Source organism: Ralstonia sp. 25mfcol4.1, assembly GCF_900104095.1.
Classification (GTDB): domain Bacteria; phylum Pseudomonadota; class Gammaproteobacteria; order Burkholderiales; family Burkholderiaceae; genus Cupriavidus.
The window spans coordinates 109586-135714 of sequence record NZ_FNJO01000010.1 but is presented as its reverse complement, the minus strand read 5'-3'; the positions used below and the strand labels follow the sequence as shown (position 1 = coordinate 135714).

The window sequence follows — 26129 nt, the reverse complement described above, 5'->3', positions numbered from 1 at the left end:
TCAACCTTAGCACATTGTTTTTGAAAATGACAAACGCCGAAGCGTTGCGCTGGTGCCGAAAGGGGGGCGGCAAGGTGCCAAATCCAATGACCAATGCATTGAATTTAAAGGGATTATCGATCCGTGTTGCGATTGGAGGGAGTCCCTAGTATCATCCGTTCGCTCATGTAGTGTTCCCTGTATGAAATGAGGTGGAACCGAGTCCGTCGGTGGATTCATGGATCAGTGGCGACGCGCCGCTGTCTTAGGAGCGATATGACGCAAGCAGCAAAAAAGGCCGTGCGAGGTACCGGGGTCCGGGAGGCCGCGGCGCAGGCAACCCGCGACAAGATTCTTCGTGCGGCGACCAAGGTTTTCGCGCGCTACGGCTATGAAGGCGGGAGCGTGGAAAAGATCTCCAGTCTGGCGAAGTCCTATGACCGGATGATCTACTATTACTACGGCAGCAAGGAGGGCCTGTTCATCGCGGTGCTGGAAGGCATCTACCGGCGAATGGACGAGGCCGAGGCGAAGGTGGTGCCAGATCCGTCGGATCCCGTGGAAGCGTTGAAGACCGTGATCCGTTTCAAGATGGACTACTACCGGCGCAACCCCGATTTCGTCAATCTGCTCAATACGGAAAACCTGCACAAGGGCCGGCACGTATCCAAGTCGGATCGGCGGGGCGAATATTCGTCCCATGCGATGCAGATCATCGAGCAGATCCTGGCCAGCGGCGTAGCCCAAGGCCTGTTTCGCCCCGACCTCAAAGCGCGCGACGTCTTTTTGCTGATCGCCTCGCCGGCGTATTTCTATACGTCGAATCGATACACGCTGTCCGCGTTTCTGGGCGAGGAACTTGATACTCCCGAGGCCGTGCAACACTGGGAGTCGTTTGTGATCGACAGCGTGTTGCGCGCGGTTCGCGCGGACACGCCAGCCAGCAGCCAGCCCGCCTGACCATGCAATACCTTCGCCCCCATACCATCGACGCGGCCCTTGCCAGGCTTGCCGAGCGGCCACGGCGCGTGCTGTGCGGCGCGACGGACTGCTTTGCCGTACCGGCGCTCGTGCCCGGGCGGCACGAATGGCTGGATATCAGCAGCATCGATGCACTGCGCGGCATCGCACGACACGACGGCATCGTCCGGATCGGCGCGGCCACGACGTGGGACGCTGTCGTCCAGTGCACGTGGCTGCCCGTGGCGCTGCGCGATGCTGCGGCGGGCGTCGGTTCGCGGCAGATCCGCATACAGGGCACTCTCGGCGGCAACCTGTGCCATGGGTCGCCGGTGGCAGACGGCGTGCCGCCACTACTGGCCCTGGACGCTGAAGTGGAACTGGCCAGCGTGCGCGGCGTACGCCGCCTGCCACTGCGCGACTTTGCGCTGGGCAGTCACCGTACCGCGCTGGCGGCCGACGAGCTGCTGGTTGCCGTCACCTTCGCACAGCCGGCGGAACGGGAGCGAACCGCCTTTGTGAAATGCACCAATCGCGACGGGATGGCGCTGGCCGTGGTGTCGGCGGCTGTCCGCCTAAGCATGGCCGATGACGATACGCTGGCCAGCGCCGCCATTGCGGTCGGCGGGGCCTCGGCGGTGCCGCTGCGGATGACCACGCTGGAGGCCTCGCTGGCTGGCCGGCCCCGGCGCGAACTTGCCGGCGCAGTGGCTCGGGCATCGCTGGCGGGGTTGTCCCCGATCGACGATTGCCGCGCCACGGCCGTTCATCGCATCGATATGGCGCGGCTTGCCATCGCGCGGGCGGCAGGCCATTGCATCGGAGAGCCAGCATGACGATTCCGTCGTTGGAAGAAACCGGCGCGGTCGCGGCGGGCGAATCGGATCTTCCGCCGGAGGCCGAGGGCTTCGCGCTCAATGGTGTTTGGCATCCCTTGCCGGCAGACGCATCGCTGCGGCTGCTCGACCACCTGCGCGCCGACCTGCGCCAGTTCGGCACCAAGGAAGGCTGCCGTCAGGGCGACTGCGGCAGCTGTACCGTCCTGGTGGATGGCGAGCCGCGCTATGCCTGCCTGGTGCCGGTGGCACAGGTGGCCGGCCGTAGCGTGGTGACCGTCGAAGGCCTCGCCGAGGGCACGCAATGTGGCGGCCGCCTGCAGCAGGCATTTCTTGCGCATCAGGCCGTGCAATGCGGCTTCTGCACGCCTGGCATGCTGCTGGCGTCGGCGGCCGCCATCGACGCCGGCCGCGTCACGGACCGCGCGAGCGCGCGCGACGCCATCGACGGCGTACTGTGCCGTTGCACGGGCTACCAGAAGATCGTCGACGCCGTGACCGAGGTGGGATGCGGCGCCGCCGCCCGGCCCTGCACCTTCCCGCCCGGCCAGGGTCCGGCAGTGGGGGTGCCGCTGACCCGGCTCGATGGTCCGGAGAAGGTCGACGGCAGCCAGCACTTTGGCGCCGACGGGTGGCCAGTCGGCAGCCTGGTGCTACGCGCGGTGCGCAGCCCGCATCATCGCGCGCGCTTTGCTTTTGGCGATCTCGATGCCTGGCGCGCGGCGCATCCCGGCGTGAAACGCGTACTGACGCATGCCGATGTGCCGGGGCTGAATCTCCATGGCGTGGCCACGCCTTACGCGGACCAGCCCGTGCTGGCGGTCCACGAGACGCGGCACTATCTGGAAGCCGTCGCCCTGATCGTCGGCGAGCGCGAGGCCATCACTGCGCTGGACCTGCAGGGTTTTCCGGTGACCTGGGAGCCGCTGACGCCAGTGCTGACCGTGGAGGACGCCACGCAGGACGGCAGGCCGGTGCTGCATCCGGGACGACCTGACAATATCCTGATCGAAGGGCTGGTACACCGCGGCGACGCGGCCGCCGCGCTCCGGGATGCGCGCTACGTCGCCAGCGCCACGTTTACGTCCAGTTTCGTCGAGCATGCCTACCTGGAGCCGGAAGCCGGCTGGGCGCAGCGCGTGGGCGACAGGGTGGAGATCCATTCGTCCACGCAGGCACCGCATCCGCATCGTGCGGATCTGGCCCGTATCCTCGATGTGGCGCCGGAACGGGTGCGCGTCGTAGCCACCGCCGTGGGCGGCGGGTTCGGCGGCAAGCTCGACATGAGCGTCCAGCCATGGCTGGCGCTCGCCGCCTGGCATGTGGATGGCCCGGTCGGCATGGTGTTCTCGCGCGAGGAATCGATGGCGACTTCCACCAAGCGGCATCCGGCCCGGATCGTATCGACGATGGCGGCCGATGCCGACGGGCGCCTGTGCGCGGTGGAGTTCGAGGGCGACTACAACACCGGCGCATTTGCGTCGTGGGGCACCGCCGTGGCCAACCGGGTGCCGGTGCACGCTGGCGGCCCGTATGTCGTTCCGCACTACCGGGCCCACTCGCGCGCCGTCCATACGCATATCACGCCAGCCGGGGCGTTCCGGGGCTTTGGCGTGCCGCAGACCATGATGTCGCAGGAACAGCTGATCGACGAACTGGCGCACCAGGCCGGCATCGACCCGCTGGAATTCCGTGCGATGAACGCGCTGCGCGCTGGCGATTCTCTGCCGACGGGGCAGGTGCTGGACCAGAGCGTCGGGCTTGTCGAATGCCTGGATGCGCTGCGCCCGGCATGGCGCGAAGCGCGCGCGCGCGTTGCCACGCTCAATGCGTCGTCACCCGGACCGCTTCGGTACGGCGTGGGCATCGCCGCGTTCTTCTACGGGTGCGGGAACACGGCGTTGCCGAATCCGTCCACGGTGCGATTCGGCGTGCGCCCCGACGGCACCATCGTGCTGCACCAGGGCGCGGTCGATGCCGGGCAGGGGGCCAACACCGTGATTCCGCAGATCGCGGCCGATGCACTTGGCGTGCCGGTGGACCGGCTGCACATCGTCGGCCCGGACACGTTCCTGACGCCGGACTGCGGCCGCACGTCGGCATCGCGGCAGACGTTCATCACGGGCCGCGCCGCGTTCCTGGCGGGCACGGCGCTACGTCAGCAGTTGCTGCAGCTTGCGAACGCCCCTGCCGATGCCACGATTTCCGCCCACGCAGACGGGCTGCGCGTCGATGGCCGTCCGCTGGACCTGCGCGCACGGCCGGCGGACGCACACGGCTACGCCGTGGCCGCCGAGGAAAGTTTCGATCCGCCGATCACGGCGCTGGACGGCGCGGGCCAGGGCAATCCTTATGCCACCTATGCCTTCGGCGCGCAGATGGCGGAGGTGCTGGTCGATTGCGAAAGCGGGCGCGTGCGGGTGCTGAAGGTGGTGGCCGCGCATGACGTGGGCCGCATGGTCAATCCGACACTGCTGGAAGGACAGGTCGAAGGCGCGGTGGCGCAGGGTGTGGGGCTGGCGCTGATGGAGAAATACCATCCCGGCAAGCACAACAACCTGCACGACTACCTGATCCCGACCGTGCACGACATGCCCGAGGTGCGGGCGATCTTCATCGAGGCGCCCACGGCGCTGGGGCCGTATGGTGCCAAGGGGATCGGCGAACCGGCGCTGGTGCCCACCGGGGCCGCCATCCTGAACGCCATCCACGATGCCATCGGCGTGCGCATCCGGCAGGCGCCGGCCTCGCCCGACGTGGTGCGGCGCGCGCTGGCCGCTGCCATGATTGACGGCGTACGCGCCAGGAGGGGCGACCATGTCCACCATTGACCTCGGCCCCCAGTCGGATGCGCTGGATTGCGTGGAAGGCACCGTCCATGTGGTGGACGACGACGAACTGGTGCGCGGCGCGCTGGTCGGCCTGCTGGAATCGATCGATCTGCGGGTCCGGACTTTCTCATCGGTCGAGGAATTCCTGCGCGCCCCCGAAGCCGAAGGTCCGGCGTGCCTGGTGCTGGACGTGCGGCTGCGCGGGCAGAGTGGCCTGGCCTTCCAGAAGTCGGTGGTGGACAAGGGCCTGCCGCACATGCCCATCATCTTCATGAGCGGCCACGGCGACATCCGCATGACCGTCGCCGCGATGAAGGCCGGGGCGGTCGATTTCCTGGCCAAGCCGTTCCGCGACCAGGAGATGATCGACGCCGTGATCGCGGCGCTGGACCGCGACATGAAGCGGCTGGAGACCGAGCAGTCGCTGCGCGGTCTGCGCGCCAACTGGGAGACGCTGACCGAGCGCGAGCGCGAGGTGCTGCGTCACCTGGTGACCGGCCTGATGAACAAGCAGATCGCCGCCGCCATGGGCGTGGCCGAGATCACCGCGAAGATCTATCGCGGGCACGCCATGCGCAAGATGAACGCGCGCTCCGTCGCGGAAGTCGTCCGGATGATGCAAGCCCTGGCGGGCCAGGGCGTGACGTGATCTTCGGCGGGCCGGCAGGTCCGCCCCTTCCTCCATCGGCTCAAGGCGTGCGAACTCGCGGCGCCTGTACGCCGCGCAGGTCATTGCGTCGGCGCCATGACAGTGGATCCGGGTCGGCTGGCTGCAAGCCCGCCGGTCCTCGCACGCCGAATCGCCCCCCTGGGGCCGCTCCACCCACGTACTGGCATTGGCAGCATTCTTCGCCATTGCACGTCGCTATGGAAAACGCCGAGCACGCCGGCGATCGCCGATTGCAGTTCCAGCGTTACGGAGCGTCGGACACGCTGCGCGATGTGTATCCTCTTGTATCGCCGGGGCCAGGCGATACATGGCGATCCAAAAGCGTGCCTGGGCCGACATCTAACGCGTGCATTCGATTTCTAGACTTCGATGGTTCGTTCACGCCCGCTGCTCTTGCCTGCCGTCAGGCAAGAGGCGGCGCCCACCAGGAGAACCATCATGTCGCATGCCTTGACCCGAGATTTCCCGACGGCCCGCCGGACCGTTGCCACTGCGGCCGCATTGGCGGCCATCGCCTTCGCCGGCTACCTGCAGCCTGCCAAGGCCGCGGACGCCGCTCCCACGGCGAAGGCCAACGCCGCCCAGGCCAACGCCGACGAGAGCATCCGCCCGTTCCACGTGCATGTGCCGCAGGCCCAGTTGGACGACCTGCGCCGCCGCATCGCCGCCACGCGCTGGCCCGACAAGGAAACCGTCAGCGACGATTCCCAGGGCATCCAGACCGCACGTGTGCAGGAACTGGTCAAGTACTGGGGCTCCCAGTACGACTGGCGCAAGGCCGAGGCGCAGCTCAATGCGTTGCCGCAGTTCGTGACGAAGATCGATGGGCTGGACATCCATTTCATCCACGTGAAGTCGCGCCATCCGCATGCGCTGCCGCTGATCCTGACCCACGGCTGGCCGGGTTCGGTCTTCGAGTTCACCAAGACGATCGGCCCGCTGACTGATCCCACCGCGTATGGCGGCCGCGCCGAAGATGCGTTCGACGTGATCATTCCGTCGATTCCCGGCTACGGATTCTCAGGGCGGCCGGCGGAACTGGGCTGGGGCCCGGATCGTACGGCGCGAGCCTGGGACACCCTGATGAAGCGGCTGGGCTATACGCACTACGTGTCGCAGGGCGGCGACCATGGATCGGTCATTTCCGACGCGCTCGCCCGCCAGGCGCCGCCGGGACTCAAGGCCATCCACCTGAACATGCCTGCCACGGTGCCGGGCCCGCTGATGAAGTCGATCCTGGCCGGCGATGCGGCGCCCTCCGAGCTGACCGATCCGGAGCGCCGGGCCTACCAGTCGCTGAGCAGCTTCTTCGGCCGCAATGCGGCCTATGGCGCGATGATGGTCACGCGTCCGCAGACCATCGGCTACTCGCTGTCGGATTCGCCAGTGGGCCTTGCATCGTTCACGTACGAGAAGATCGCCGAATGGAGCGACAGCGGCGGCGTGCCCGAGCGCGTGCTGTCGCGCGACGCCATCCTGAACGACATCACGCTCTACTGGCTGACCAATACCGGCGCGTCGTCGTCGCGCTTCTACTGGGAGAACAACAATAACAACTTCAGCGCCGAGACGCAGAAGACGCGCGACATCAAGGTGCCGGTGGCCATCAGCGTGTTCCCGCACGAGATCTACCAGGCGCCTGAAAGCTGGAGCAAGCAGGCATACCCGTCGCTGTACTACTACCACGCGGTGGCCAAGGGTGGCCATTTCGCGGCGTGGGAACAGCCTCAGCTGTTTGCGGAGGAACTCCGGGCGGCGTTCAAACCGGTGCGGTAAAGCGATGCTGCGCCGGCCTTGACCCGCTTTTTGGCCCAGCCTTCCGGCTGGGCTTTTTTGTGCGTGCGGCCTAGCGGCGCTGGGCCAGCCAGATGCCGGCGCCAATGCAGACCAGGCCGACGGCGTGATACCAATGCGGGGAATCACCCAGCAGCACGGTCGACAGCACGGCGGCAAACAGCGGTGTCAGCGTGATGAAGAACACTGGCAACTGGGCTCCGGCGCGCGCAATGGCGCGATCCCACGCAAAGTACGCCAGCAACGACGGCACGGTGCCCACATAGAGCAGGATCCAGCCGATCTTGCTGCGCCATTGCAGCGGCTGGCCGAGCGTGCCAATTTCCCACGCGGCCAGCGGAAGGCTGGCGATGACCCCGGCTACGATCTGGGCAAACAGCAATACCTGCAGCGGAAGGTCGGGGCGATGCTTGCGGAGCAGCCAGGTATAGATGCTCCACGCAATCGTTGCGGCCAGCATGAACAGATCGCCCGCGACGAATTCCATCTGGGCCAGCCGGGCCGGCTCGCCACGCATCAATACGAACGACACGCCCACCAGGCACAGCAGGGCGCCGGCCACGTGCCACGTCCGCAGTCGTTCCCGGAAGAAGCAGGCGCCGATCACCAGCAGGAAGAGCGGCGTCGATGCGCCGATCAGGGTGACGTTGATCGGCGTGGAGGTGGTCAGCGCCAGGTACTGGAACGCGTTGTAGCTGGCGATCGACAGTACGCCCATGGCGGCCAGCATGCCCGCGTGCCGCCATAGAGACGCGCGATGGGCTATCACGCCTGGCCACGCGTAGGGTGCCAGCAGCAGGCCCGCAATGAGCCAGCGCACAAGATTCAGCGTGATCGGCGGCACGCTGCCGGCTGCCAGGCGCCCGACAATGGCATTCCCGGCCCAGGCCAGCGGCGGAAACGTCAGCAGGAACAGCGTGGTGGAATCGATGCGGGTTGTTCTCATGGAAATACTGGCGCAGCGGCACGATGCGGGCCGCGTTGCCAGCCGGACAGGCGATGGATCTTGTTGGTGGGGAGCGAGTGCTGCGATAGCCGCCGGGCGATTGTACCGGCTGGCGGCACATCGGCGCATCGACACGTTGGTTCGAAGGGGGGCGGGGATGTCGCTGGTGAATCCGGCCGGACTTACGCAGGGTTTCGGCTCAGATCGTCGCGGATCGGCATGGCGTCACGGACGATGCCCTGCGCGGGATGTGGGCGCGCCGGCCGGAGACCGGGCGCGCCACCAGGGATGCGCTGGGGCTAGGACTTCTTCTGATTTGCCGTGGCGCGCGCGGCGGCAATCGCCGTATCACGTTCCTTGGCCGCCGCGGCCTTTGCCTCGTTGTAGACCTTCTTTGCCTCGGCGACCTTGGTGTCGTATGTCTTGCGTGCGGCGGCGATTTCCTGCCGCATATGGACAATCTCGTCGCTGGGTGGCTGGGCTTTCGGCCCGCTTGCCGATTGACCCATGGCGGGCAGGGCAGACAGGGCGAGGACGGCACTGGTCAGAATCACGATGGGCTTCATGCTTGGGCTCCAGGGTAGGGTCTGCTCACGGTAGTCCGATCAAGCGGCGTGTTCCATTGGACCAAGGTCCTACGATCGCCGGGCCTGGTTGCTCGCTGGTCAAGACAATCAGGGCGGGCCTTGCCTGCATCGCTGGCGTTTCCCATGGACATCTGCCAAGATTGCGCCCCCCTGACCACTGCCGCCGACGACGCATCGCTTCACCATGGCTTCAAACAAGGCACATCACGCCACCGGATGGGCGGCGGCCGTTATCGCCGTTGCCGTCATCGCCAAGCATGGCGGGGAGGGGTGGTATTGGGCGGGCGGGCTCGGTTTCGTGGCCGCGTTGTGCGGCAGCACGGCGCCCGACTGGCTGGAAGTTGCCTGGTGGTCAAGGTCGCGGCGCCTTTGGATTACCCACCGGTCCTGGACGCATTGGGGCGTCGCATGGATCGGCCTTCTGGGGTGGTCCTGGCACGCGCTTGGCACGCATGGGCTGGCGGCGCCGGCATTCGGCTTTGCCTGCGGCGGTGTCATGCACCTGCTGGCCGACTGGCCGAATCCGCTGGGCGTGCCGTGGATCGCCGGGCGCCATTCGCTGAACTGGTGGAAAAGCGGGCGCTGTGACGTGTTTGTCGTCGCCGCCTCATGGCTGATCGCCTTTCTGGTTTCCGACGATCTGTGGTTTTACGGGCAGCACAGCGTGGCGCTGCTCCATCATTTGCGCATGGCGACGGTGCGCTTTTGACGGTTTCTTAGAGGAACTACGATAATGCTGGCGTCAATACGCGGTGCGAGTCGGGGTCAAGTCTGCGTGGTAAGGCAACGTCGGAAAGTATTGCCGGTCAGTAACCCCGCTGACCTCCGATGTCGGCCAAACGATTCCGTTCTCCCGGGCCTCTGCTGGCCCGGACACCGAGCATGGATTGCAGAAAGGACCGGCACGGCTTTTCAATGACGCGGTAAGTCGTCGCCGATACGGCCAGAACAATAAGCAGGGTCAGACCGCTTGCGAGCGCGCTCGCACCCCAGGGAAAGATGATCGAAAGCTGCCTGGCAAGGACCTCTTGAACCGGGCCGAAGGGGCGGTGTACCAGATAGATGGAATAGGACCAGACGCCCAGAGAATGGACGGCCTTGCTGCCCAGGAATAGGGAAACGCCAGATTGGTGGAGCGTCAGACTGGCGACCAGCGTCGGAAAGGTCAGCACTATATACGGGTCCGCAGTTGGGATGCACGCCATGACCAGTACGGCAATACTCAGCAGCATCGATGCATGCGGTTTTCCGAGCCATTTTCCAATTGCCGGAACGCTGGCTAATCGATAGGCGACGATGCCCAGCGAGAAGCTGGCAATGCACCGCGCCACGGGGCCGACGGAATCGAACTTCGTGACATCGAGCGGCCCATAGCCTCCCGGTGCGTTCGCGACGAAGAAATTCGTGTTGCTCCAGGAAAGTACCAGGACACAGATGATACAGGTGATTATAACAGCACATAGATAGCCGACTCGTCCCTGGAGAAGGCTGGCGGCGAGCCAGGGAAACAGCAGGTAGGCCGCCCACTCGGTACTGATCGACCACGCGACAGGCATCAGGGAGGGCGCCATGCCCCACGCCTGCACCATGGCCAGATTCATGACGACCACGGCCACAAAGTTCTTGCCATGCATCGCGTGGACATCGGCCATGAAGCCGATTATCGCGATAACGCCGGTCACGAGAAAATAAAGCGGATAAATGCGCGCGAGGCGCTTCGCCAGGAAGGTGCCATAGGCCTTCCGGGAAAATCCATGCTCGAACATGGATCCATAGGTGAGTGCCATGACAAAGCCGCTGAGCGCAAAGAACAGGTCAACGGCAAGGTACCCATGGCGAAACAACGCCGACAGCCAGTTATCGCCACCGGGCTGATGAATATGGAGGATCGCCACCATCAGCGCAGCGATCCCCCGCAAGCCGGTCAACGATCTGATCTCGCCACTCACGGCAGTGAATCCTCTGAATAATCGGCGCTCGACGGGAAGATTAGCACCGAAGGCCGGGCCGGCTAAATCGTTCAGAAGTATGTTTCAGCGATGAAGCGTGCGGGTCCATTTGCACCGCGGCGGCTGCCGAGGGCGAAACAGGCGACGATTAGTGCGGCGGCTTTTTTGGCCATGCAACGGCGCCAGTTCGTTGAATATCGCCGCCGACACCTTGCTCAGTTTGTGGTGGTGACCACCACATTTCCGCGCCGGCCCAGGACACTTACCATTACGCTTCCCGCGGCACGCTTGAGCAGAACGTCGGCCGATTCCTTGCCAAGTGTCAGTCCATACAGCGCGACTTCGTCCATGAAATCAGGGAGACGCGGATGACGAAACTTGATCTCGCTGGCGGCCAGGTCAAAATCGAGTCCCAGGCAGGACTGCAACAGGGACAGCGGCGTGGCGGCAGCCCAGGCTTGTGGGCTGCAAGCCACCGGATATAGGGTCGGCCCGCGATTGCGCCGACGCGCGAAGCCACAGAAGAGTTCTGGCAATCGCCGGAGGTCAATATGCGTCGCGGCGGCAAACAATCCGTCGAAGATGCCCAAAGCGGCCTCGTGTATCCCGTAGCGCGCGAACCCGGCGGCCACGATAGCGTTGTCGTGCGGCCATACCGATCCATTGTGGTAGCTCATGGGGTTGTAGCGCGCCTCTGTCGAGGCAACCGTGCGCACACCCCAGCCGGAGAACGACGCGCTTCCCATCAGGACGGCCGCAACGGACACGGCGCGTTCCGGCAGGGCGATGCCGGTGTATAGCGCGTGGCCTGCGTTGGAGGTTTGCACACGGCAAGGCTGCTTGTCACCGTCGAGCGCCAATGCGTAGGTGCCGAGTTCGGGATCGAAGAATGCCTGGTCGAATCGCGTGCGCAGATCGTGTGCTTTCGCCTCCAGCGCCGTCGCCCGTTCGCAATGTCCCAGGTGGCGCGCGATGCCGGCGGCCGCCATCCAAGCCCCATAGACGTACGCCTGGACTTCCACGAGGGCGATGGGCCCTTGTGCGAGCGTGCCATCCTTGTGAAAGATCGAATCGCGGCTGTCCTTCCACCCTTGATTGAGCAGCCCGTCGGACGAATAGCGGCCGTACTCCACAAAGCCATCGCCGTCCCGGTCGCCGTATTTCTCGATCCACTGAAGCGCAGCTTCAATATGCGGCCACAGCCCCTGAATCGTTACCCGATCGTGGGTGCGGTCCATATAGGCACCGGCCAGCATGACGAACAGCGGCGTGGAATCGATACTGCCGTAGTAACGTCGGAACGGCACTTCTCCGAGATTGGCCATTTCCCCCTGGCGGCTTTCGTGCAGGATTTTCCCGGGCTCCGCATCGGCCGCCGGGTCCACGGTTGTGGCCTGATTCGCGGCCAGATAGCACAGCACACCCCGCGATATGTCAGGATCCAGCCAAAGGGTTTCGAGTGCCGTGATCAGAGCGTCGCGGCCGAAGAAGGTGCTGAACCATGGAATGCCGGCATACGGATACGGGCCGTATGGCGTGCCGGTGCTCAGCATATAGAGGTCCGAAATGCTGCGGCCCGTCGCCTCGTTGAAGATGTCATTCGATGTGATTACACGTGCCGCGCGGCTGGACAGCGTCTGCAGGGACCGACGCGCGGCGCGCAATGCCGTGGGAAACGCCCGACGTGGCGAGGGGCCGTCCTGCCGGGTGCTGGCGCAGCAGATTTCGATATACAACAAATGGGTCTTCAGCGGCGGCAACTCCAGTTCGAACACGGCCTCGTTCTCGCTCAGGCGCGTGGGAGGCGGGTCGAAGCGAAGGTGCGTGGCGCGTTCGTATCCGTCCAGGCCGGTGTAGGCGAGCGTCGCCCCATTTGCGCACATTGACGTCGCTTGCAGCTGGCCTCGCCTGGCGCGGCGGGCGCCTCGCACCTCGAACAGATCGGCAAAGTCGGCGGCGAAGGCCAGCTCGATCGCGATCCGTCGCGGTCGCTCGTCATAGTTTCTCAGGGCCAGGCGTTCATAACATGTGCCGTCCCAGAGGAATCTCGATCGACGCAGGTGAATCAGATCGTGTGCCATCGTCAGCCGTCCGTCGGCATCGAAGAGATCGGGATTCGTGAGGTCGAACGTGAGTGCGGCATTGTCGTCGCGCAGCACGGAACTGAGCAGTATCGGACACCAGCCGCCAAAGGTGAGGTGGAAGTGCGACAGGTGACGGGTATCCCGGTAGTACAGGCCATCTGACCCGCCTCCCCCGGATACGGCATCGCCGCGCTGGTCGAATACCGCGAAGACGTCACCGTGCTTGAGCGTGCGCGTGTGGCCTTCCCGCAGCGAGCGTGAGGCCGCGACGATGATGGGCGTGGCCGGGGCGGCATCGGGGGTCTGATTTCCGCCGTCTTCCGGAGTATCTAGCATCGTTCGCCCTCCAAGATCAGGCCGCGAGGCCGGTGATTGCGGGTGGGGCCGGGAACGCCACCTGCCTGGCAGGTTCCGGGGCGCATTTGGTGCCGTTATAGAGCGCAACATAATCTTGCGCCATGCGGGTCGCGCTGAATCGCCGGACGAACCTGCGGCGGACACCAGCGCGATCGATCCCGCCGATGTGGCGCACGGCGTCCACCGCGGCGTCCATGGAATCGACAATAAAGCCTGTCACGCCGTCCTCCACGACTTCCGGTACCGAACCGCAACGGAATGCGATGACGGGCGTGCCGCACGCCATGGACTCGATCATGGCCAGGCCGAAAGGCTCGGGCCAATCGATGGGGAACAGCAATGCGCGGGCGTCACCCAGGAACCGGCCCTTCTCGCGTTCCCCGATCTCTCCCAGGTATTCGACATTCCGGTGGCGCCGTATCAACGGTGCGATCGTGGTGTCCCAATAAGCGCGGTCAACCGCGTCAACCTTTGCCGCAATCTTGAGCGCAATCCCTGAGCGTACGGCAATCTCGATGGCGCGGTCCGGGCGTTTCTCCGGTGAAATCCGGCCCAGGAAAGCAAGGTAACCGCCCCGTGCTACGGAATGAAAAGCCAGCAAGCCCTCCGGTAACCCATGATAGACATTTCCGGCCCAGGCGACCGGCGGCATGGGCAGCCGTTGGGCCAGCGAGATGGACACCAGCGGCACATCGGAGAACTTCTCGTAGAATGGCTTGAGGTCAGGCAGATCCAGCCGGCCGTGAAGCGTGGTGACGGTGCGCTGGGATAGGCGCCGAACGAGCGGGAAATGCAACATCTCGGTGTGGAAGTGCAGCACGTCGAATTCATCTGCGCGCCGGCATACCTCATCCAGCATCATGATGTGATAGGGCAACGGATCCTTGACGGTGGGGTTGGATCGAAGCGACTGGTCCGCGCAGTTGATCAGCCGCGCGGGTGTCGACGAATCGCCGCATGCGAACAGGGTGACGTCGTGGCCTAAGTGGACCAGCTCGTCCGTCAGGTAGGAGACGACGCGCTCGGTGCCGCCGTACTGCTTCGGGGGGCAACATTCGTGCAGTGGGGCGATTTGTGCAATTCTCATTTTCGATGCCTCTCCCCATGCCAGCAGTCCAACGCATTGGGGAAAGGTCAGCAAACGGCATGCCGGCCCTGACCGCAACACCTGAAGGCCACACGCCCTCCAAAAAGCAATCCCGACCAAGACAGAACTTCCTGTTTTGTAAAGCTGCAAGGAGACCAGCTGTACGACGGGGCACCTGCGTCGCGAAGAACGTTCCGGCAGCAGGCTTGGGCGCGGCAGTCTGATAAGACGCTCCGCGTGGCTACCGTGCGAACCGGTAGTCGTGCGTGGGGTATAGCTGCCAGTCGCCATTGCCGCACAACTCCAGCACCTCGTAGTGATATGGCAGCAGGGTGGGGCGGTGACTGACGCTGACGATTGTGGTCGGGCCGGTGACCAGCTGGCTGTAGAGGCGGGTCTCATTGCCGATGTCCAGCGCGCTGGTCGCTTCGTCAAGCAGGGCGTAGCGCGGACGCGCCAACAGCAGCCGGGCGAATGCCAGGCGTTGCTGCTCGCCGAGCGACAGGACCTTGCCCCAGTCCAGTTCCGCATCGAGCCCGCCGAACCGTTCCACCATGTCGGGCAGGTTGACCATGTCCAGCAGCTTCAGCAGCTCGCCATCTGGGATGCGCCGCCCCGCGCAAGCGGGATAGAGCAACTGACAGCGAAGGTTGCCGACCGCCATGTAGGGGCGCTGGGGCACGATCATCATGTGCTCGGCATCGGGGCGCACGATCCGGCCGCTTCCGCAATTCCAGAGGCCGCTAATGGCCCGCAATATCGAGCTTTTGCCTCCGCCACTGGGCCCCACGATCAGCAGGTTCCTGCCTTGCGCTACCGTGACGGTAAGGTCATTGAGCAGGGTGCGCTGATAGTCGGGCGTATGCAGTGTCAGGTGCTCCAGAGACAGCGTGTTGCCCCGCCGATGCTCGATGTGGCTGCCAGGTTTGCGGCGAACGATGCGCGTGGATGCCAGCGAAGAAGCGAAGGCAGTGAGGCGGTCCACGCCTGCCAGGAAGCGGCTCAGGCTTTCGAAGTTGTCGACAATGACCGTCAGGGCCGCCAACACGGCCGCGAAGGCACCTGCGGCCTGGATTGCGCTGCCAACTTCGAGCTCGCCGTCCAGTACGCGATGGGCGACGATTACGCTGGGCAACATCAGGGTCAGGAACGCATAGGCATACTGGAAAAAGTAGAGATTCAGCTCCCAGCGGATCAACTTGTTGAAGTTGGCGAAGACATGCTGAAACCGGCTGCGTACGTGATCGGACTCATGCTGCTCGCCGCGATGAAAAGTAATCGATTCGGCATGCTCGCGCACCCGGATAAGGCTGAAGCGGAAGTCGGCTTCGCACTTGAGCTGGTAGAAGTTCAGCCCGATCAGAACCTTGCCAAAGCACAGCACCGAGATCACCGTGCCACAGATGGCATAGAGCACGAGGAAAGCGACCAATTCGCGGGATATCGACCACAGTACGCTGCTAAACCCGATCAGCTGCAGCACTGATCCCAGCATCAACAGCAGAAAGTACAGCGACTGCTGCGTGAAGGTGCTGATGTCTTCCGAAATACGCTGGTCCGGGTTGTCGATGGCCGTATTCGCATTGAGCGTATAGAAGGCGCAGCCGCCGAAGTACTTGTCCAGATAACGGTGCGTCATCCACGCTCGCCACTGAATGAACAGCTTGTGCCGGATGTAGTAGTAAAAGGCGTAGACAGGGACAGCCGCTATCAGGACGTAGACGAATACCTTGATGGCGTACCAGAACCGGTCGGCGTCTCTGGCAGCGAGCGCCGAGGCAAACTCACCGGTTTGCCTGTTGAAGAGCACATTGGTCCACGTCTGGCCAAACAACAGGCATGCCAGTATCGCCAGCAGCGCCCAGGCCTTCCACTTTTCCCGTGACAGCCAGTATGGCTTGGCGACGTTCAAAAACCGCTTCCACAGATTGCCATCGCGCGTAGACATAGCCATTTCGTCCCACAACGCCTATGGGGAGAGCTTGCACGCCTGCACATAGGCCTTTAGCAACCCGGGGCACGCATTTCGCGTGCCATCCGAGATGACGCTTGCAACGTCTTCGGCGGTCGATGGTGCTGGCTCTGGGGAAAGGCCGCATGGGTGGCTGAATCCGGACGACGTATGGCATTTGGCATCACCGAGGTTGATCTTGCTGCCGCCAGTATGTGTTTTGGTAAGAATATAGATTATGTTAAATAGTAGATGACCATCTACGGTCTTCCGGGTCCGGCAACACGGCAACGACATCTTCCCAATCACCCGCCCACATCCTCATACCCCTCGATCACCACGATATCGGCCTGGGAGTACGGCGCGCGCAGCGCGATCAGTGCCTGGTATTCCGGTGATCGGTAGCATTCCAGGGCGCGGGCATAGCTGTCGAATTCGATCACGACGATGCGGGATCGCGGCGCGCCCTCGACCACCGTTTTTTCGCCATTTCTGACCAGAAACCGGGCGCCGTATTTGTCGAAGACCGCTTTGTTGCCGGTGATGTAGCCCTGATAGCCAGCGGCGTCGGCGATGTCTACCGCTGCAACCCAGTAGCCCTTTTTCATATCGTCTCCCTGCTTCAGGAAATTTGAATGACTCTGACTGCACCGGCGCCGTGGTGCGGCCCGGCAAATCACTATAGTTCGGCACATGGGACGCGCAAGACCTTATTGGGCCGTCCGGACGGTTTGAACAAGGAGTTGGCATGACCACAAACGGTAGCGTCGGCAACGCAGCCAACGCAGGCAACGCAGGCAAGGCAGCAAGCGCGGGCAAGTGGGATATTGGGGCGTTCGCCTTCGTGGCCGGCTATACGGACGTGATCGGATTTATTGCGCTGGCGGGCCTGTTCACGGCCCACGTAACCGGCAACCTCATCATGATCGGCGTGGAATCGGTGGGCAGCACCGAGGGATTGTTCCTGAAGGTGCTGGCGCTGCCGGTCTTCGTTGGCGCGGTCGCCCTTGCCCGGTTGACCGAGAAGCGTCTCATCCAACGCGGTCGCGACGCGGTGGTGCCGCTGATTGCCGCAGAGACCCTGCTACTGGCCGCGTTTGCCGGGGTGGGCCTGCGGATGCAGGCGCTGGGTGCCGGACCGGATTCGAGCCCGGCGATGCTTGCCGGCTTCCTGGCCGTGGCGGCCATGGCGATCCAGAACGCACTGTCGCGCACGTCGCTGGCGGATCTCGGCCCGACCACGATCATGACGGGCAACAGCACGCAGGTGATTATCGATCTGGTGGACCTGCCCTCTGCCCCGCCGGAGGCACGCGGCCCGATTCGCGCCAGGCTTGGAAAGATGGTGCCCAGCGTACTGTCCTTCGCCGTGGGTGCGATCCTGGGCGCGCTGGCCTACACGCGGTTCGGTTATGCCGCGGTGGCGTTGCCCATCGTCGTGCTTTTCGTGACTTGCGTCCGGCGCGGACGATCGCATACGACCGTGCCGGCCCGGTGATGCGCCCCAACCCGGGCGCAATGCGACGCCGGATAGCCTTACCTTTGCGAAAAATGCCGTGTATAAGTCGGTTTCATTTGATGCGGAATCAAGAATGAAAACGACCATCGACGAACTTCTGGCCTTCGCGGCCGTCGTGGATACCGGCTCGATCACGGCCGCTGCCGAACATCTCGGGCTGACCGTATCGGCCACCAGCCGCACGCTGAGCCGTCTCGAAGAGAAGCTCCAGACCACCCTGCTGCGTCGCACGACGCGCCGGCTCGAACTGACCGAGGAGGGGGCCGCCTTCCTGCAGCATGCGCGCGCCATCCTGTCGATGATGGACGAGGCCGAAGAACAGATGGCGGCCCGCCGCATGCGTCCGTTCGGCCGGCTGCGCGTGGACGCGGCCACGCCTTTCATGCTGCATGTGATCGTGCCGCTGGTGGAAGGCTTCCGCTTGCGCTATCCCGAGGTGGAACTGGAGCTGAATTCCAATGAGGGGATCATCGACCTGATCGAAAAACGGACCGATGTGGCCTTCCGGATCGGCGCGCTGAAAGACTCCACGCTGCATGCGCGTCCCATCGGCACAAGCCGCATCCGGGTGCTGGCCAGCCCGGATTATCTGCAGCGCCACGGCACGCCGACCAAGGTGGAGCAACTGGCCGGCCACGCGCTGCTGGGCTTTACGCAGCCCGATTCGCTCAACGACTGGCCGCTGCGCGACAACGACGGCGACACCGTCCATATCAAGCCGACCATTGCCTCATCGAGCGGCGAGACGCTGCGCAGCCTTGCGCTGGCGGGCCAGGGCATCGTCTGTCTGTCCGATTTCATGACGCGTGCCGACCGTCAGGCCGGGCGCCTGGTGCCGCTGTTCGCCCGGCAGACGCTCGACGTGCGGCAATCCATCAACGCGGTCTACTACCGCAACACCGCCCTCGCCTCGCGCATTACCTGCTTTGTCGATCATGTGGTTGGTGTGCTGGGCAGCAAGCCGTTCGACGAGCAGACCTGACGGCTCAAGCCGCGCGGCAAACCGGCGCCGACCCATCGCCTACCCCTCGCCGCCTTTGCCGCCCGGCCGCATGGTTGCGCTCTCAAGCAACTGTTCGTGGATAAACGCGTATAGCAGCAGCGATTCGCGCTCGCCGTACGCATCGAAGGCCATGCCCACATGGTGGAATGGCTCGGCGGCATCGGCGTCGGGGTCTTCGCGCGTCCAGCCCTCGATCGACAGCTTCTTTTTCAGGCCCGCCGCGCGTAGCGTGAATTCCAGCAGCACCTGTTGGCCGGGCGTGCCGAACTGGCTCGATGCCGTGGAAATCGACGCACCCCCGGTGCTCAGATCGGTAATCAGCACGGTCTGCGGCTTGCCTTGGCCGTCCATCAGGGACAGCGACGCCACCAGGCGCGCTGGCACGCGGATGCTGCCGCGCAGTTCACGGGCTTCCAGATGCCGGATGTCGTCGAGCATCCAATAGGGGAACGGCGTGCGCGACGTAGCCTGGACCCGGGCCGAAAAGCTGTGGATGTTGGTGCCGGAGAACCCGCGAAACAGCACGGTTTCTCCGTCGTCGATCTCGGCGGGGATACCCGCCAGGCTCGGCCAGCCAATGAAGGCAGCGCCGTCGTTGAAGCCGATCAGCCGGCTGACCGCCGCGCGGTTGGCGTCGCCGGGCCGCTTGACGTGCAGCAGCGTGCCGACCAGCAGGCCATAGCGGTCGTGCCAGGCGGCATTGGGAACGTCGGCCCGCAACGGCGCCAGGTCGTCAGCCCAGAAGCAGCGGCCGCCCTGTAACGCAAGCGTGCGTTCCTCGGCCGTGTTGAAAACGGTCCCCTCGTCGGCCACGGGAAAACCAAGTTCGTCGACCAGGGCCGATTTGAGCGGATTCCCCAGCTCGATATCGTCAGCCTGTACTTCCCTGCGCATGGGTTGCCTTTCCGATTTGGCATTTTTCAGCCGCCACTTTAAATTTTCTTTGCCCCTTGGACAATCCCGATTCGGCGCTGCTATATTGGCGTGACCATTTTCCGGCCCGTCCATGCCATCCTGCCCATGGTACGTTTGCGACGCCTGCTTCTGCTCGCTGTATTGGCCGTCCCGCTGCATGGTTGCGCGGGCGCGCCGGCCGTGCCGCTCTTCGGTGCTTATTTTCCGCTCTGGCTATTGAGCGCGCTGGTCGGCATCGCGGGCGCCCTGGTGGCCTGGCGAATATTCGTGACAACCGGCTGGGCGGAAACCGTCCGCTGGCAACTGCTGGTCAATACGGCAATCGGACTCATGATTGCCGAAATCATCTGGTTAATCGGCACGGGGCATTTTCCATGAAAATGGCAGGTATCAGCCGGGCGCCGCTGCGCGGCAAATGGATTGCCCTTGCAATTATCGTGCTGGCGGTGCTGCTTTCCATTTTCGCGTGGCAGCGCGCGGTTCGCTACCCCTCCACTGACGATGCGGCGCTCGATGCCGATTTCGTCCATGTGGCCTCCCCGGTGGGCGGGCGCATCGCCCGTATTCTGGTGACCGAAAACCAGCACGTCGCCAAAAACCAGGTCCTGTTCGAGATCGATCCCGTGCCATATCGCCTGGCCCTGGCGCAGGCGCAGGCAGACCTGGCGCTCGCAAAGGCCATGCTGGGGACGCGCCGCCGTGCCATCGGCACCGAGCGCGGCACGGCGTCGGTGGCATCGGAACAGATTGCGCGCGCCGAGCAGAACTACGCGCTGACGGCGCGAACCGTGGAACGCCTTCGCCCGCTGGCCGCCGCGGGCTATGTCCCGAAGCAGCAGCTTGACCAGGCGGAGGTGGCCTGGCGCGATGCGGCCGTAACCCTGAAGCAGGCGCAGTTGCAGCGCGCCACGACGGCGCAGGCCGTGGGCAGCGAGGACGATGCCCTGGCGACCGTGCAGGCACGCGAGGCCGCCGTAGCCATCGCCCAGCGCGCGCTGGACGATACCGTGGTGCGCGCGCCCCACGCGGGCCGCGTCAGCAGCCTGCGGTCGCTGCCGGGCGAGGTCGTGATCCCGAACCAGTCGCTGTTCCTGCTGGTCGATACCGGCGAATGGTTCGCGGTGGCCAATTTCCGCGAGACCGAGCTGGCCGGCATCCACGTCGGCGACTGCGCCACCGTCTATTCGATGATCGACCGGCGCCACGCGCTGCGCGGCACGGTGCAGGGCATCGGCGTGGGCATTACCGATACAGACAGGCTCAACCTGCCGCGCGCCCTGCCCTATGTCCAGCCATCGGTGAACTGGGTGCGCGTGGCGCACCGCTTCCCGGTGCGGATCAAGCTCGAGGAACCGCCGGAAACGCTGGCCCGGGTGGGGGCCAGCGCAACGGTGGAGGTGCGGCATGGCGCGGCCTGCCGCTGAGGCATCGCGCCTGGGGCTTGCCGATATCGGCGCCCTGCTGGCCCCGTTCCCAGGGCGTGCCGCCGCCACCACGCGCGTTGCGGCGGCCAGCACACTGACCTGCCTGATCGCGGCCATCTATGGCACACCCGAAGCGGCCATTTCGGCCTACGTGATCTTCTTCATCAACCGTGCCGACCGTACCAGCAGCATCGTGATGAGCGTGGGCATGCTGGTGCTGGTCAGCCTGATCGTGGGGCTGGTGATCGTGCTGGCAGGGTTCACGCTCGACAGCGCGCTGCTGCGCGTAACCTGCATGGCCGTCGCGTCCGCCGCGCTGCTGTTCCTGACCTCGGCCAGCAAGCTGCGGCCGGTGGGCGCCATCGTGGCCATGATCATCGGCTTCGGACTCGACGAACTGGGCCTGGTGCCCGGCGGCGAGGTGGCTACCCGGGCGCTGCTTTACGCCTGGCTGATGGTGGCGATCCCGATCGGAGCGAATGTCGTGGTCAACCTGCTGATGGGCCCATCTCCGCGTCGCCTGGCCGGCGCACGCCTGGCGCACTGCGTACGGGTGGCCGCGCACGGTCTGCGGCACCCCGAAGCGGGCGCCCCCGCCATCGCCGAGACCTTGCGCGACGGCGTGCAGCCCGTGGCCGGCTGGCTGAAACTGGCGAAGCTCGAAGGCAGCGCGAATGCCGCCGATGTCGCGGCATTGCGCCAGGCGATGACGTCGACCATGGCAATCCTGATGGCTGCGGATGTGGCGTGCCGGCAGCCCGGTGCGCGCCTTCCGGCTCCGCTTGCCGATGCGCTGGCCGATATCCTCGATGCGATGGCCCGGATGCTCGATGCGGGCGGCTATCCGGTGGAGATTGCGGTGACGCTGCCTGATACGGCCGCCGACCTGTCGCCGCTTCAGCAGTCGGTCATGGCCGAACTGCGCCTGGCCATCGCGCACTATGCCGAGCCCGAAGCCGCCGCAGCGGTCGCTCTAGCCAAACATGCCGATGCCGAACCTGCCGCGGCCGGCAAGCAGCGTGGCGGATTTCTGGACGCCGATGCCTTTACCAACCGCTCGCACATCCACTACGCCCTGAAGACCACCGGCGCGGCCATGTTCTGCTATCTGCTCTACCAGCAGCTTGACTGGCCGGGCATCCATACCTGCTTTATCACCGTCTATCTGGTGTCGCTGGGCACGGCAGCCGAATCGGTCGAAAAGCTCGTGTTGCGGCTGGCCGGGTGCCTGGTCGGCGCGGTGCTGGGCACGGCGGCCATCGTCTTTGTCGTGCCGGCGCTCGATTCGGTAGGCGGCCTGCTGGCGCTGGTGTTCGCCGGCACCTGGCTGTCGGCGTGGGTGGCCATGGGCTCGCCGCGCATTGCCTACGCCGGTTTTCAGATTGCGTTCGCGTTCTATCTCTGCGTGATTCAGGGGGCGGCGCCGGGGTTCGACCTGACGATTGCCCGCGATCGCGTGATCGGCATCCTGATCGGCAATCTCGTCGTGTATCTGGTGTTCACCCGCATCTGGCCCGTGAGCATTGCTGCCCGTATCGAGACTGCGCTGGCTACCCTGGTGAGCCAGTGGCAGGAACTGGCGGCGGCCCGCCAGCCGGACCAGCGGCGTCAGCACGCCGCCACCGCACTAGGTTTGCAGGGCGCCATCGCGCAAGATCTGGCGCTGGCCCGTTACGAGCCCGCCTCGGTCGGCCCCGGACCGGCGTGGATCGATCGTCACCGGCGGCGACTGGGCGTGCTCGATGCCGTGGCGGGCCCGCTGTTCCTGCTGGCGGAGCGCTTTCCGGGCGATCCCGACGTGGCTGCGCGGCTCCATGCCGTGAAGACGGCGGAGCCGCTGGCGCCGGCCTCGCCCGCACCGCTGGAGACCAATGCCGATGCCCGTACACGCGATGCCCTGCTGGCCATCGTCGACAAACAGCTGGCCGGCGCGTCGTCCGGGCCTGCCCATCCCCCTGCTTCACATGCACATACCTGATCCGCTGGCTCGCCCGCCGACGGGCCTCGCGCTGGTCGCGACCGCGCTGGCGCTGTCTGGCTGCGCCACGTCGGCGCTGGATCTGGCCCCGCCGCAGGCTGACCGTCCCTGGCAGCCGCAAACCACGGCCAATGGCGAGATCGTGGCCGGTGCGGCCAGCCGGGCCGCACCGCAAGATCGTCCATCCGACTACACGCTGCCTGCCAATTCGGCGCTGGCGACCATCGCGCCAGCCGCCCAGCTCGACGCTACGCACCCGTACACCCTTGCCGAACTGATCGACCTGGCGGAATCGTCGAACCCGCTGACACGTGTGGCCTGGAACGATGCGCGCAACGCGGCGCTGGCCACCGGCATCGCCCGCAGCACCTATCTGCCGCAGATTTCGGTGGCGGCGATGGGCGGCTGGACGAACGGCCGGCTATCCAGCAACACGGCGTTGGGCACGGCCGGTGCGGATACGTCGCACCACGGCGCGATCTCGGTGGTATCGCTGCAATGGCTGCTGTTCGACTTCGGCGAGCGCGCCGGCCTGGTGGAAGCGGCCGAACAGGCCACGGTGGCCGCGAACATCGCCTTTACGGCCCTGCACCAGCGCATCATTCACGATGTTAGCGTGGCCTACTACCGCTACCAGGCCGCGCGCTCGCGCCGCGCCACGGTCGATCAGGCCATGGCCAATGCCGATGCGGTGATGACGGCCGCCAAGGCGCGCTATGCGCGTGGCGTGGGGACGGTGGTGGAGGTGGCGCAGGCCACGCAGAACCGGGCCCAGACCAATCTGGCAAGGGTGCAGGCGCAAGGTGCGGAGACCGATGCCTATCTGGGACTGGTCACGGCCATCGGCATCTCGCCGCTGTCGAAGCCCTTGATTGCAGAGATGCCGGTACGGCCGTTGTCGCCGGCCTTGCGCAGTTCGGTCGAGCAGATCGTGGAGCGGGCGATTGCCCAGCGGCCAGACGTGCTGGGCGCCTACGCACTGGAACGCGCCAACCAGGCCCGTGTGAAGGCGGCCGAAGCGGCCTTCCTGCCCAAGGTCTTCATGTCGGCGTTTGCCTCGTATGCGTCGGGCGGATCGGCGATTACCGCGATTCCGCCGGTCGGCCAGCAGCCGCCGACGGTCAACCTCAACGGAAACCGGTATGGCAACAGCGTGTTTCTGGGCGTGACGCTGCCGATCTACGACGGCGGCATGCGCTCAGCGGTGCTGGCGCAGGCTCGCAACGACGTGGACAGCGCGCAGGCCAGGCTGACACGGGCCAAGGAGGAATCGGTGCGCCAGGTGGTAGTCAGCCAGAGCGCGCTGGAATCGAGCCTGGCCGCCTACGACGCCGCAAGGGCCCTGGCCGATGCCGCGCAGATTACCTACGACGCGGCGTTTACCGCCTATCGCAAGGGCGTGGGCACCGTGACCGAAGCTAACCTGGCGCAGAACCAGCTGCTACTGGCGCGCAATGCGTCGGCCGATGCCTACAGCGCGGCATTGGCCGCCGCGGCCACATTGGCGCTGGCGGCGGGCGACATCGGCAAGACGCCGTAGCTGGCCGCGCCCCGTTCACCCGCCGAACGCATCCTCCATCTGCCGGGCGCGCTTGACGCTGTCGCCGTGCAGGTACAGCGATGTGGTCGACACTGACGCATGGCGCAGGTTGTCGCGTACCGTGGTCAGTTCCGCACCCCGGGCGAGCGCATGGGTGGCGTGGGTGTGGCGCAGCCAGTGTGGGCTGGCGCGGCGCAGCTTTTCGGCGGTGGCCGGGCGCTCGGCATCGAGCTGGTCCGCTGCGGTGCCAAAGAACCGCTTGATGATCATCCAGAGCCGTGCGCCGGTAATGCCACCGCTTTCGTCCGGCCCCAGGTTGCCGACGATCAGCGTGGACGGGTCCCACTGCGCGCGGGTGACCGGCAGGCCGCGCTCCACCAGGTAGCGATCCAGCGCGTTGCGCGCCAGCGGCGGCAGGGCAACCCGGCCGGCCTTGGCACCCTTGCCCACGAGGTGCAGCCAGTGGTCGCCGTGGATATCGGTCTCGATATTGCGCAGGGTCGCGCCCACCAGTTCGCTGGCGCGCAGGCCGGTGGCATAGGTGAAATCCAGGATGAAACGCAGCCGCTGCGCGGCCGGGGCTTCCCAGCCATATGACCATTCCAGCCCGTCGGCGATGCTGCGGATCAGCATCCATTCGCCATCCGAAAATGCGTGCGACACGTCGAGCGCGGCCGTCTTGGCCCCGCCCCGCACCTTGAGGCCCGCAAACGGGTTGGCCAGCACATACCGTTGCTGCACGAGCCACCGGAACAGCGCCCCCAGCACCTGCAGCGTATAGGCAGCCGAGCGCGGCGACAGTGCGTCGGTGAACGGTTTCCAGTCTGGCGCGCTGCGTGGCCGCGCCGGTCCGACCCATCGCTCGCGCGGGGAGGGCTGGCGCAGGAAATTGCGGTACGCGGTGGCGTCTTCGGTCGTCAGCGACGACAACGGCCGGCCCTTCTCGATGATGGCCCAGAGGATCAGCCGCTCGGCCTCCTTGCGATAGGCGCGCAGCGTGGCCGGCGATTCGTGCAGGCCCAGCCACGCCTGCACGGCGGCATAGTCGTTGTCGGCATTGAGCGAACAGGTCTCGCGCGGGGCCCGGAACTGGCCCAGCGACCCATCCACTTCATGCGGCAGGCGTCCCATCTGCTCCCACGGCACGATCGCGCCGCGCGGTTCCGTGGCGATCAGCGCGCGGGCGCGCGCGGTCAGCTCGGGCCATTCCGCGAAAAACGCCTCGATCCGCCTGGCGCCGCTGACGCCCAGGCCCGGGATCGTGGCCCACCATTGGCGGCGGCGCGGAATACGTACGGTCAGGTCGGCCAGCGTGTGGATGTCCTGCGCGCGCAGCGCCGCCACGGCGGCGGGCGCCAGCCACATGCCGATGTCGTCGGCGATGGCCGGCGCGGGCGGCGGCATGGTACGCAGCGTTTCAATGGCCTGGTCCGCTGCCCTGCCCTGCTGCGCCCGGTCAGCCGCCGTGAATTCGAACAGGACAGCCAGGTCCTCGCGGCGCCGGTAGCGCGCGTAAGCGGCCAGTTGCCGGCGTATGCCGCCGAGGATGCCCCGCGACGACTCACCGTGCGAGCGGTCGGCATCGAGATACTGCGTCACGGCAGCCCGTGTCGACATGCCGGCGTGCCACGCACGCAGCGCGGCAAGCGAATCGGCATCGGGAAAGGCATACGGCTGGGACGGGCGGTTTTTCATGCGGCGAAGTTTAGCACCCGCATC

At 65.4% G+C, this 26129-nt stretch carries 21 protein-coding genes; 12 read left to right on the top strand and 9 right to left on the bottom strand.

Annotated features, from left to right (window positions below):
• Window positions 1-255: 255 nt before the first annotated feature.
• From BLQ58_RS18490 to BLQ58_RS18470, 5 genes are all read left to right on the top strand, one after another.
• Entirely contained in the window at window positions 256-939 is a 684-nt protein-coding gene (locus BLQ58_RS18490; protein WP_029051762.1) for a TetR/AcrR family transcriptional regulator, read from the top strand.
• Between the two features lie 2 nt (window positions 940-941).
• Window positions 942-1775 carry an FAD binding domain-containing protein gene (locus BLQ58_RS18485; protein WP_092600924.1) on the top strand — a complete coding sequence of 278 codons (834 nt, stop codon included), beginning with the start codon at window positions 942-944 and terminating at the stop codon, window positions 1773-1775.
• Window positions 1772-4606: a molybdopterin-dependent oxidoreductase gene (locus BLQ58_RS18480; protein ID WP_092600922.1), complete on the top strand. Its 2835-nt coding sequence runs from the start codon at window positions 1772-1774 to the stop codon at window positions 4604-4606. The genes BLQ58_RS18485 and BLQ58_RS18480 overlap by 4 nt, the downstream gene beginning before the upstream one ends.
• Window positions 4593-5255, top strand: coding sequence for a response regulator transcription factor (locus BLQ58_RS18475; protein WP_049815911.1), 663 nt, complete (start codon window positions 4593-4595; stop codon window positions 5253-5255). The genes BLQ58_RS18480 and BLQ58_RS18475 overlap by 14 nt, the downstream gene beginning before the upstream one ends.
• 459 nt (window positions 5256-5714) lie before the next feature.
• Window positions 5715-7052 (top strand): epoxide hydrolase family protein, encoded by a 1338-nt coding sequence (locus BLQ58_RS18470; RefSeq protein ID WP_049815912.1) that lies wholly within the window; start codon window positions 5715-5717, stop codon window positions 7050-7052.
• A 70-nt stretch (window positions 7053-7122) separates the two neighbouring features.
• On the opposite strand, the gene BLQ58_RS18465 is transcribed toward BLQ58_RS18470, so the two are convergent.
• Both BLQ58_RS18465 and BLQ58_RS18460 read right to left on the bottom strand, forming a co-directional pair.
• Window positions 7123-8016 (bottom strand): DMT family transporter, encoded by an 894-nt coding sequence (locus tag BLQ58_RS18465; protein ID WP_029051290.1) that lies wholly within the window; start codon window positions 8014-8016, stop codon window positions 7123-7125.
• 299 nt (window positions 8017-8315) lie between these two features.
• Window positions 8316-8582: a hypothetical protein gene (locus tag BLQ58_RS18460; protein ID WP_029051291.1), complete on the bottom strand. Its 267-nt coding sequence runs from the start codon at window positions 8580-8582 to the stop codon at window positions 8316-8318.
• Window positions 8583-8787: 205 nt separating this feature from the next.
• Between BLQ58_RS18460 and BLQ58_RS18455 the strand changes: the two genes are divergently transcribed.
• Complete coding sequence (locus BLQ58_RS18455; RefSeq protein WP_029051292.1) at window positions 8788-9312, top strand: metal-dependent hydrolase; 525 nt, start codon at window positions 8788-8790, stop codon at window positions 9310-9312.
• 97 nt (window positions 9313-9409) lie between these two features.
• Here BLQ58_RS18455 and BLQ58_RS18450 read toward each other — a convergent pair whose 3' ends face one another.
• The 5 genes from BLQ58_RS18450 to BLQ58_RS18430 all read right to left on the bottom strand — a co-directional run bounded on the left by BLQ58_RS18450 (window position 9410) and on the right by BLQ58_RS18430 (window position 16639).
• A complete protein-coding gene (locus tag BLQ58_RS18450) occupies window positions 9410-10552 on the bottom strand; it encodes an acyltransferase family protein (RefSeq protein ID WP_092600920.1) in 1143 nt (380 codons plus the stop codon).
• Window positions 10553-10767: 215 nt separating this feature from the next.
• Window positions 10768-12972 carry an amylo-alpha-1,6-glucosidase gene (locus BLQ58_RS18445; RefSeq protein WP_029051293.1) on the bottom strand — a complete coding sequence of 735 codons (2205 nt, stop codon included), beginning with the start codon at window positions 12970-12972 and terminating at the stop codon, window positions 10768-10770.
• A gap of 16 nt (window positions 12973-12988) precedes the next feature.
• Window positions 12989-14080, bottom strand: a complete 1092-nt coding sequence (locus BLQ58_RS18440) for a glycosyltransferase family 4 protein (RefSeq protein ID WP_049815914.1) — start codon at window positions 14078-14080, stop codon at window positions 12989-12991.
• Window positions 14081-14321: 241 nt separating this feature from the next.
• Complete coding sequence (locus BLQ58_RS18435; RefSeq protein ID WP_049815915.1) at window positions 14322-16034, bottom strand: ABC transporter ATP-binding protein/permease; 1713 nt, start codon at window positions 16032-16034, stop codon at window positions 14322-14324.
• Between the two features lie 302 nt (window positions 16035-16336).
• Entirely contained in the window at window positions 16337-16639 is a 303-nt protein-coding gene (locus BLQ58_RS18430; RefSeq protein WP_029051295.1) for a DUF1330 domain-containing protein, read from the bottom strand.
• Window positions 16640-16779: 140 nt separating this feature from the next.
• Between BLQ58_RS18430 and BLQ58_RS18425 the strand changes: the two genes are divergently transcribed.
• On the top strand, window positions 16780-17529 hold the full coding sequence (locus BLQ58_RS18425; RefSeq protein WP_092600918.1) for a YoaK family protein: 750 nt from the start codon (window positions 16780-16782) through the stop codon (window positions 17527-17529).
• A 94-nt stretch (window positions 17530-17623) separates the two neighbouring features.
• Window positions 17624-18532, top strand: coding sequence for a LysR family transcriptional regulator (locus BLQ58_RS18420; protein ID WP_029051296.1), 909 nt, complete (start codon window positions 17624-17626; stop codon window positions 18530-18532).
• A gap of 39 nt (window positions 18533-18571) precedes the next feature.
• On the opposite strand, the gene BLQ58_RS18415 is transcribed toward BLQ58_RS18420, so the two are convergent.
• Window positions 18572-19447, bottom strand: coding sequence for a flagellar brake protein (locus BLQ58_RS18415; RefSeq protein ID WP_029051297.1), 876 nt, complete (start codon window positions 19445-19447; stop codon window positions 18572-18574).
• A 126-nt stretch (window positions 19448-19573) separates the two neighbouring features.
• Here BLQ58_RS18415 and BLQ58_RS18410 point away from each other — a divergent pair, with 126 nt between their 5' ends.
• The 4 genes from BLQ58_RS18410 to BLQ58_RS18395 are packed head-to-tail and all read left to right on the top strand — an operon-like array spanning window position 19574 to window position 24410.
• The gene (locus BLQ58_RS18410) at window positions 19574-19846 is read left to right on the top strand and encodes a hypothetical protein (RefSeq protein WP_092601165.1); all 273 of its coding nucleotides are present in this window, start codon (window positions 19574-19576) and stop codon (window positions 19844-19846) included.
• Complete coding sequence (gene mdtN / locus BLQ58_RS18405; RefSeq protein ID WP_029051767.1) at window positions 19843-20892, top strand: multidrug transporter subunit MdtN; 1050 nt, start codon at window positions 19843-19845, stop codon at window positions 20890-20892. The genes BLQ58_RS18410 and mdtN overlap by 4 nt, the downstream gene beginning before the upstream one ends.
• The gene (locus BLQ58_RS18400; RefSeq protein WP_092600916.1) at window positions 20873-22870 is read left to right on the top strand and encodes an FUSC family protein; all 1998 of its coding nucleotides are present in this window, start codon (window positions 20873-20875) and stop codon (window positions 22868-22870) included. The genes mdtN and BLQ58_RS18400 overlap by 20 nt, the downstream gene beginning before the upstream one ends.
• Window positions 22857-24410 (top strand): TolC family protein, encoded by a 1554-nt coding sequence (locus tag BLQ58_RS18395; protein ID WP_029051766.1) that lies wholly within the window; start codon window positions 22857-22859, stop codon window positions 24408-24410. Before BLQ58_RS18400 ends, BLQ58_RS18395 begins: the two co-directional genes overlap by 14 nt.
• A 15-nt stretch (window positions 24411-24425) precedes the next feature.
• Here BLQ58_RS18395 and BLQ58_RS18390 read toward each other — a convergent pair whose 3' ends face one another.
• Window positions 24426-26105: a site-specific integrase gene (locus BLQ58_RS18390; RefSeq protein WP_092600914.1), complete on the bottom strand. Its 1680-nt coding sequence runs from the start codon at window positions 26103-26105 to the stop codon at window positions 24426-24428.
• Between the last annotated feature and the right edge of the window lie 24 nt (window positions 26106-26129).